Annotated in this window: 7 protein-coding genes; 4 read left to right on the top strand and 3 right to left on the bottom strand. The window is 68.9% G+C overall.

What is annotated here, in order from left to right:
* Positions 1-191: 191 nt before the first annotated feature.
* The 3 genes from AC1DEY_RS17295 to AC1DEY_RS17285 are packed head-to-tail and all read right to left on the bottom strand — an operon-like array spanning position 192 to position 2735.
* A complete protein-coding gene (locus tag AC1DEY_RS17295) occupies positions 192-1094 on the bottom strand; it encodes a lysophospholipid acyltransferase family protein (protein WP_476869036.1) in 903 nt (300 codons plus the stop codon).
* A gap of 37 nt (positions 1095-1131) precedes the next feature.
* On the bottom strand, positions 1132-1971 hold the full coding sequence (locus tag AC1DEY_RS17290) for a DUF1295 domain-containing protein (protein WP_476869034.1): 840 nt from the start codon (positions 1969-1971) through the stop codon (positions 1132-1134).
* Complete coding sequence (locus AC1DEY_RS17285) at positions 1971-2735, bottom strand: alpha/beta hydrolase (RefSeq protein ID WP_476869033.1); 765 nt, start codon at positions 2733-2735, stop codon at positions 1971-1973. Before AC1DEY_RS17285 ends, AC1DEY_RS17290 begins: the two co-directional genes overlap by 1 nt.
* Positions 2736-2989: 254 nt before the next feature.
* Between AC1DEY_RS17285 and AC1DEY_RS17280 the strand changes: the two genes are divergently transcribed.
* The 4 genes from AC1DEY_RS17280 (at position 2990) to AC1DEY_RS17265 (ending at position 8553) form a co-directional block, all read left to right on the top strand.
* Complete coding sequence (locus tag AC1DEY_RS17280) at positions 2990-4363, top strand: FAD-binding oxidoreductase (protein WP_476869032.1); 1374 nt, start codon at positions 2990-2992, stop codon at positions 4361-4363.
* Between the two features lie 104 nt (positions 4364-4467).
* The gene (locus AC1DEY_RS17275) at positions 4468-5934 is read left to right on the top strand and encodes a YibE/F family protein (protein WP_476869031.1); all 1467 of its coding nucleotides are present in this window, start codon (positions 4468-4470) and stop codon (positions 5932-5934) included.
* Between the two features lie 158 nt (positions 5935-6092).
* Positions 6093-7271 carry a tRNA dihydrouridine synthase DusB gene (gene dusB, locus AC1DEY_RS17270; protein ID WP_476869030.1) on the top strand — a complete coding sequence of 393 codons (1179 nt, stop codon included), beginning with the start codon at positions 6093-6095 and terminating at the stop codon, positions 7269-7271.
* Positions 7264-8553 (top strand): deoxyguanosinetriphosphate triphosphohydrolase, encoded by a 1290-nt coding sequence (locus AC1DEY_RS17265; protein WP_476869029.1) that lies wholly within the window; start codon positions 7264-7266, stop codon positions 8551-8553. Before dusB ends, AC1DEY_RS17265 begins: the two co-directional genes overlap by 8 nt.
* The last annotated feature ends 37 nt before the right edge of the window (positions 8554-8590 follow it).

The raw sequence follows: 8590 nt of genomic DNA, 5'->3' as shown, positions 1-8590 counted from the left end.
GACCAGGTCCAGGGCTCGGAAACACTGGTTGTCTCCGACCCGGTGTAGGCACACGAAAAGACCATATAACCCGATTGACACGCCGCTGGCGGCCGTTATGAAGCGTGATAACGGCCGCAGCTGCGGGTCAGTTGTCGTTTAATGGCGCGGCCCGGCTACTTGGGCATGACCGCCAGCAGCGGCAGTGGGGCTTATCGGCGCCTGGCCCCTGCGCGCCGCGGGCCGTCGGCCTCGTCGAGCCGGCGTCGTTCCTCTTCCGTCGGGGCGCCGCCGCCGCGTCCGGCCGGCATCCACCAGGCTCCCGGCGCCGGGTTCAGCGGGAAGTCTGCAATCCCGACGTCGATCCCGTCCTGGAGGGTCCTGGCCAGGCGCGCCGTGGCGGGCTGGGCGTCGTCTGCCGGGTCCGGGAGTGAGCCCGGAAGCAGGGGTTCGCCCACGTGGATGCGGACCGGGGCACGCCAGGCACGCCACGGCGAGAAGGCGTGGTGGCGGGTCATCAGCCGGTGGGCGCCCCAGACGGAGACCGGGATGATCGGCACGCCGGCCTCGGCGGCCATCCGAACGGCGCCGGTCTTGCAGTCGCGGACCGTGAAGCTGCGGCTCACGCCGGCCTCGGGCAGGATGCCGATGTACTCGCCCTCCTTCAGCCGGGCGACCGCGGCGTCGTAGGCGTGGGTCCCCGAGCCGTAGCCGACCACGACGTGCCCGGCCGCGCTGACCGCAGGCCCGGCAAACCAGTGGTCGGCGGCTCCTTGGGTGATGAGGAAGCGCAACTGGGCCCGGTTGTTCCACCACAGCAGCATTTCGGCAAAGGCAAAGTCCAGGTAACCGAAGTGCGTGATCGCGATGACGGCCCCCTGGCCGGGCACCACCGTGCGCGACGGGCCGCGGGCGGAGACCTTCAGTGGGGAAGCATACTGCCGGGAGGCCCCTGCCGGTCCGTGGTGCGGCAGGTGCTCCTGGCCGGTGATAAGGACGCGGATCCGGAACAGCCATCGCAGCGCCAGCCCGGTGCGGACAATGAAACGGTAGAAGCGGTCGCTGGGCTGTGGCCTCCACCGCTTCGGCCGCCAGCGCTTCGGCCGCCAGCCCAGGACGGAGCCGGCGCCGGACCTGGCCTGCCCCCGCACGTCAGTGCCCGCCGGCCTGTTGCCCGCCGGCCTTTGGGCCGCCTGTCCGCCGGGGCGGCAGGGGCAGGAAACCGGACGTGGAGTCGATGTACTCCTTGTAGCCGGGCCGAGCCGACATTGCCTTTTCCGTCAGCGGCTTCCCGGTCTTGCCGGCGAGTGTCCAGATCATCAGGGCGGGGGAGAGGATTGTCAGGACGCCGGGCCACGAATCGGCCGCCACGAGGAAAAGCCCGGCCCAGACGGCGGCGTCGCCGAAGTAGTTCGGATGCCGGGTGTAGCGCCACAGGCCGGTGTTGAGGACGGTGCCGCGCCTGGCGGGATCGGCCTTGAACCGGGTCAGCTGCCAGTCGCCGACCGTCTCGAACACGAAGCCAAGGATCCAGAGCAGGACGCCGGCGAAGGCCAGCCAGCCCACGCTTCCGGTGGCGAACATGCCGACCTGGATGGTGAGCGAGACGAAGAACATCACCACGCCCTGGGGCAGGTAGACCCGGCGCAGGGCATAGACATTGCGTGATCCCGGAGCTCCGGCGAGCATGGCCACATAGCGCGGATCCTCGTGGCCGCCGCGGGCACGAAGCCCGATGTGGACGGCAAGGCGGATGCCCCACACCGCGACCATGACAAGGAGCAGCAGCCGCCGGCCGGCGTCGCCGTACCCGGCGGAGAGCGCCCAGGAGATGCCGGCCACCACCACGAAACCAAGGCCCCAGACGGTGTCAATGACGGAGTGCCGGTTCTGCCGGACGGCAACCGCGAAGGTCAGCGCCAGCAGCACCACCAATCCGGCGATGACCCACGGGAGGCTGGCAAGGAAGGCATCAAGCGGGAACGGCGGCATCACAACACCACCGGCATGCGGGCACCGGCCGCCGGCACGGCGCTGCCGAGAGCGCCGCGGAGCGCCGCCGTGGCGGTGGAGACGTCGGCTCCCGTGGCCTCGCCAAAGGCGGCCAGGACGAAGCCGTTCGCCAGCGTGTTCCACAGTCCAACCCGGCGGAACATGAAATGGCCGGCACCCCGGAGGGAGACATAGTCGACGGAAGCCGCGACGCCCTCAGACCGCCGGGCGTAGTCCAACGAGTTCGCCGGACTGGTCCAGCGGTCCTCGGTGCCGTGGACGATCAGGACCCTGCGGCCGGTGACCGGTCCGATGGGAGTTTCGTGATTGAGCCACGGGGCGAGCGCGACGACGGCCTCGACTTGGGGGTCGTCGGCTACGCACAGTGCCGTGAGCCCTCCCATGGAGTGGCCCAGCAGGTACACCGGTACGCCGGGATGTTCCTTGCTGATCCGGGACAGCGCCCAGCGGGCATCCTGCACGGGTGACATGTCCTTGCCGTTCCAGCCGCGGTACCGGTTCCRCAGGGTCCACACGGCCAGCCCGTGCGGGCCGCCCTGCCGGTTCAGCGCACGGGCGAAAGGCTGCATCCGGGCCGGGCTCAGGTGCCGGCCGCGGACCGGATCGTAGCTGTCGGCCCTCCCGCCGTGCAGGACCAGCGCGACTCCGCGGGTCTCCCCGGCGGCCTCGGCGATTCTCAGCACGGCCTTGGCGGCGGGCCCGGATCGGCCCGCCTCCGGTTCGCGGTCGTCTAGTTTGCGCATCGCCACGTGTGTCCTTCCGGTCCTTCGTCCGTCAATAACCAACCCTAGGTCTCCGCCCCCGCCCGTCAAGGCAGAGGGGTGCCTAGTGTGGATTCGGAGCCGGTGCCACCGGCGATGGGTGCGGCCCGCCAAAGTGCCCTTGACGGGGGATTGCGGGGAGAGTAGGCATGTGCAGGTAAACCTCCGGGCGCCACGCCGGCTGGGAGCGCAAAAAACCGTCCGGGTCGAATCCCACGAAATCGACGGTATAGAAAATGAACGGAACAAAGTTCGATGGCCTTCGCGAGCAAGTCCGCGGGCAGATCATCACGCCCGGCGACGCCGGCTACGACGCGGCGCGTGCGGTCTTCAACGGCATGATCGATAAGAGGCCGGCAGCGGTGGCCCAGGTGGCCCAAGTGGCCGACGTCATCTCCTGCGTCAACTTCGCCCGGGACAACTCCCTGGATTTGGCGGTCCGCGGGGGAGGGCACAGCGCCCCCGGCTTTGGCACGTGGGATGACGCCCTGGTCATCGACTTCTCCAACACCAGAGGGGTCCGGGTCGATCCCGCGGCCGCGACGGCGCGCGCGGAGGCCGGTGCGACGTGGGCCGACTTCAACCACGCGACCCATGCCTTCGGGCTGGCAACTCCCGGCGGCATTGTCGGCTCAACCGGCATCGCCGGGCTGACCCTCGGCGGGGGCATCGGCTACCTGAGCCGCAAGTATGGGCTCAGCTGCGACAACCTCCTCTCAGCCGACGTCGTCACGGCGGAGGGAAAATTCCTTACCGCCAGCGAAAGCGAGAACCAGGACCTGTTCTGGGCGCTGCGCGGCGGCGGCGGGAACTTCGGCGTCGTGACCTCGTTCGAGTACCGGATGCACCCCGTGGACATGGTCCACGCCGGCATCATCATTTACCCCATCGAGCATGCGGAGTCGGTGGCAAGGTTCTACCGGGACCACATGGCTTCCGCCCCGGAAGAGTTTGGGGCTTTCATGGGCTTCCACCAGGGCCCGCCGGTGCCGTTCCTGCCCGAGGAGTGGCACGGGAAACCGGTGTGCGTCGTCGTCGGCATGTGGACCGGCGACCCGGCGGAAGGACCGGCACGCTGGCAGCCGTTCCTGGACGTCGCGCAACCGGCCGGATTCATGGTGGGGCCGATGCCGTACCCCGCGTTGAACTCGGCTTTCGACCCGCTGCAGCCTCCGGGCATGCAGGCCTACTGGAAAGCCGATTTCCTGGCGGAGCTCAATGACGGTGCCATCGCTGCCCACATCGAACACGGCGCCAAGGTCCCCAGCGTGCAGACAGCGGTACATATCTACCCCATCGATGGTGCTGTCCAGCGGGTGGGCGCCACGGACACGGCGTTCGCCAACCGGAACGTGAAGTTTTCGCCCGTGATCGCGGCGCAGTGGATGGACCCCGCGGACAACGAGGCCAACATCGCCTGGGTGCGGGACTACGCGGCCGCGCTGCGGCCCTATTCGGCTCCCGGCGGCTACATCAACTTCATGGACGGCGATGACCTGCCCAGGATTGCGGAGAATTACGGTCCGAACTACAGCCGCCTGCGCGACGTCAAAGCCAAGTACGATCCCCAGAATTTCTTCCACGTCAACCAAAACATCGCTCCGGCCTAGCTGGACCTCCCGCCGGAACGCCGGCACTGCCCGGCGTGCCGCGTCATCCGTCCGGACCACGCCCGCCCACGCCGTAAAGTTTTCGGCATGAGGTTGAACTGCTGATGGGCGCCGGACACACCCATTCCCATACTGAACATTCGGAGCCGACGCCCCAGACGCGCGCGGCGCGGAAGAAGGCCAACTGGATCCTGGCTGCCATCCTGATCCCGCTGACGCTGCTGACCCTGGCGGCCATGGTGCTCATGTGGCCCTCGGGAAGCAAGGAAGGCATCACGCTGGCCAGCCCCTACGCGGCGGCTCCGGGCGTGACGTTTGACACCGGCAAGATCCAGCGCGTCGTCGTCGGCAGCTGCTCGGACGCCCAGGCGGGCGGCGACCCTGCCGTGCAGGCACCGCAGGAGGGATCGCAGTGCACCTTCGCCTACACCGAGCCGGACAAGGGCGGCAACCCGGTGAAGGTGGTCATCAACCCTGACATCGCGAAATCCCACGGCGTGAAGCCCGGGGACAACATCCGCTACCTCAACCTCTCCAAAGCCCAGGGCGCCACCGGCCAGGGTGCACCGGCCTACGTCTTCGTCGATTTCGTGCGGACGCTGCCCATCATCTTCCTGGCGGTGCTCTACGCCGTCGTCGTAATCGCGGTGGCGCGCTGGCGCGGCCTGCGGGCCCTGATCGGACTTGTCGGCGCCTACGTCGTGCTCGTCTCCTTCATGCTGCCCGGGCTGGTCGAAGGAAAGCCGCCGCTGCTGCTGGCTCTCGTGGGTTCCACRGTGATCATGATCGGGGTGCTGTATTTCGCCCATGGCTTCTCCGCCCGCACGTCGACGGCGCTGCTGGGGACGATGTTCGGCCTCGCCATTACAGCGCTGCTGGCGGCCTGGTCCACCGACGCCGCCAACCTCGCCGGTGTGGGCAGCCACGACGCCGCCACGCTCACCAACATGTCGGACAACATCTCGATCTCCGGCATCATTTTGTGCGGGCTGATCATTTCCGGCCTCGGCGTGCTGAACGACGTCACCATTACGCAGTCCTCTGCTGTGTGGGAACTGTGGGAACTCGCCCCCGAGACCAGTGCCCGGCAGCTGTTCGCGTCCGCGATGCGGATTGGCCGGGACCACATCGCCTCCACGGTCTACACCATCGCGTTCGCCTATGCCGGCGCGGCCCTGCCCGTCCTGATCCTGGTCATGCTCTACGAACGTCCGCTCGGGGACGCCCTCACCAGCGCCGAACTCTCCGAGGAAGTCATCCGCACGCTCGTCGGTTCCGTGGGGCTCGTCCTGGCCGTTCCGGTCACCACGCTCATCGCGGTGCTGGTGGTCAAGGCCACCGGAATCAATGGCCATGCAGCCAAGGGGACTGGGGCTGGGGCCACTGATGCGGTCCCCGTCGCCGCGCTCGCAGGCTCGGCGGCCGGCGGCGGCGGGCCCTACAGTGTCGAGTCCGGCAGTGTTGGGTACGGCGATGTTGAGGCCGCTGACGACGCCGGGTCCGCAGGCGGCGGGCCCGACGACGCCGGCCCTGCCACCCGGCGCGGACGGCGCGCCGCCCTGCGCAGCTGATCCGGCCTCGATCTGGAGTTGATCCGGGCCCTAACCCGGACGAAAGCGGTCTCCGTTCCGGGCCGCGGCGGCACCCGGCGTTTCCCGCGCAGCGGAAGATTTCCACATAGCCGAAGCGGGGRCCGGGCCGATTTGCCCGGCTTTGAGACAATGGTCGGGTGACTGTTGTAGCAACGCCTCCCGCCCCCAAGCTGGAACTCCCGCCCCTGAAGCTGGGCCCGATCACCGTGGACACCCCCGTGATCCTGGCTCCCATGGCGGGCATCACCAACTCCGCCTTCCGAAGGCTGTGCCGTGAATACGGCGGCGGCCTGTATGTGGCGGAGATGGTCACCTCGCGTGCCCTCGTCGAGCGCACACCGGAGTCGCTGCGCATCATCTCGCACGACGACGACGAAAAAGTCCGCTCCGTCCAGCTCTATGGCGTAGACCCCGTGACCGTCGGCCAGGCGGTCCGGATGCTGGTCGAGGAAGACCGGGCGGACCACATCGACCTCAACTTCGGCTGCCCCGTCCCCAAAGTCACCCGGCGTGGCGGCGGCTCCGCCCTTCCGTGGAAGATCGACCTCTTCACCTCGATCGTCCAGACCGCCGTCAAGGAAGCCTCCAAGGGCAACATTCCGCTGACCATCAAGATGCGCAAAGGCATCGACGATGACCACCTGACATACCTAGACGCCGGCCGGATTGCCCGCGATTCCGGGGTCGCCGCCGTCGCCCTTCACGGCCGCACGGCCGCACAGTTCTATTCCGGCCAGGCCGACTGGTCCGCCATCGCCCGGCTGCGCGAGGCCCTGCCGGACATTCCCGTCCTGGGCAACGGTGACATCTGGTCCGCCGAGGACGCGGTCCGGATGGTCCGCGAAACGGGAGTGGACGGCGTCGTCGTCGGCCGCGGCTGCCAGGGCCGGCCGTGGCTGTTCGGCGATCTCATGGCCGCGTTCGAAGGCAGCGAGCAGCGCTACCGGCCGGATCTGCGCCAGGTGGCCGAGAGCGTGTACCGGCACGCCGAACTCATGGTCGAGACGTTCGGGGATGAGGGCAAGGCCCTGCGCGAAATCCGCAAGCACATTGCCTGGTACTTCAAGGGTTATGTGGTCGGCAGCGAACTGCGGACCAAACTTGCGCTCGTCACCAGCCTTGAGGTGCTGCGCGGAACCCTGGACCAGCTGGACCTCGACTCACCGTATCCGGGAAACGACGCCGAGGGCCCGCGCGGCCGCGCCGGCTCTCCCAAAAAGCCCGCGCTGCCCAAGGACTGGTTGCTCAACCGGACGCTGGATGACGAGCAGACCCGCGACATTTCCTTCGCCGAACTGGACGTCTCCGGTGGCTGAGACCCGGACCACCGCCCCCGTCCTGGACGGCTACACCTCCCGCGACTCCGCCCGCTGGGTCGAAGAGCCGCCCAAGAGCACCTACCGGTCCGACTTCGAGCGCGACCGTGCCCGGGTCCTGCACTCCTCGGCGCTGCGCCGGCTCGGCGCGAAGACCCAGGTGGTGGCCCCCGATACTGACGACTTCGTCCGGACCCGGCTCACCCACAGCCTCGAGGTGGCCCAGGTGGGCCGTGAGCTGGGCCGCGCGCTCGGCTGCGACCCCGACGTCGTGGACACTGCGTGCCTCAGCCACGACCTCGGCCACCCGCCCTTCGGCCACAACGGCGAATCGGCCCTCAACGAGGTCGCCCATGGAATTGGCGGCTTCGAGGGCAACGCCCAGACGCTGCGGCTGCTGACCCGGCTGGAGCCGAAGGTCCTGGCCGCGGACGGCCGGCCTGCCGGCCTGAACCTGACCCGGGCGAGCCTCGACGCCGCCGCCAAGTACCCGTGGTCCGCCGTGAACGCGCCCGTCATCCACGGCGAGCGGACCAGCAAGTTCGGCGCCTACGAGGACGACCTCCCCATCTTCGGCTGGATCCGCGACGGCGCCCCGGAACGCCGGTCCTGCCTCGAAGCCCAGGTCATGGACCTGGCGGACGATATCTCCTACTCGGTGCACGACGTCGAGGACGCGATCGTCGCGGGCCACTTCCAGCTGCGCTGGATGGACAACCCGGACCACCGCGCCCGCGTCGTCGGCTACGCCAAGCAGTGGTACCTGCCGCACAACGAACCCGCCGCGATCGACGCGGCCCTGGCCCGGCTGGAAGCCACGAACGTCTGGGTGCGCGAGGCCGACGGCAGCCGCAAAGCCATGGCGGCGCTCAAGGACATGACCAGCCAGCTCATCGGCCGCTTCTGCCAGAGCGCCCTGGAAGCCACCCGCGCCGTCTACGGCCCGGAAAACCTGACCCGCTACAACGCCGAGCTGATCGTCCCGGATGACACCGTCATGGAAATCGCGGTGATGAAGGGCCTGGCCACCACCTTCGTGATGACCACCGAACACCGGCAGCCCATCTACGAGCGCCAGCGCGAGGTCCTGCACGCCCTCGTCACCGCCCTCAGCGCCACGGGCGACCGCCACCTGGAGCCGATGTTCGCCGCCGACTGGCGCGACGCCGCGGACGACGGCGCGCGGCTGCGCGTCGTGATCGACCAGGTCGCATCGCTGACCGACGGCTCGGCCCTGGCCATGTACGAGCGCCTCGTGGGCAGCCTGCCGTCGCTGTGGTGACGGGGACCGTGGCCGGCGGACCGGTGTCGTACCCGGG

This window comes from Arthrobacter sp. 05T47 (assembly GCF_056395825.1).
This window is presented reverse-complemented; position numbering and strand designations above follow the sequence as displayed.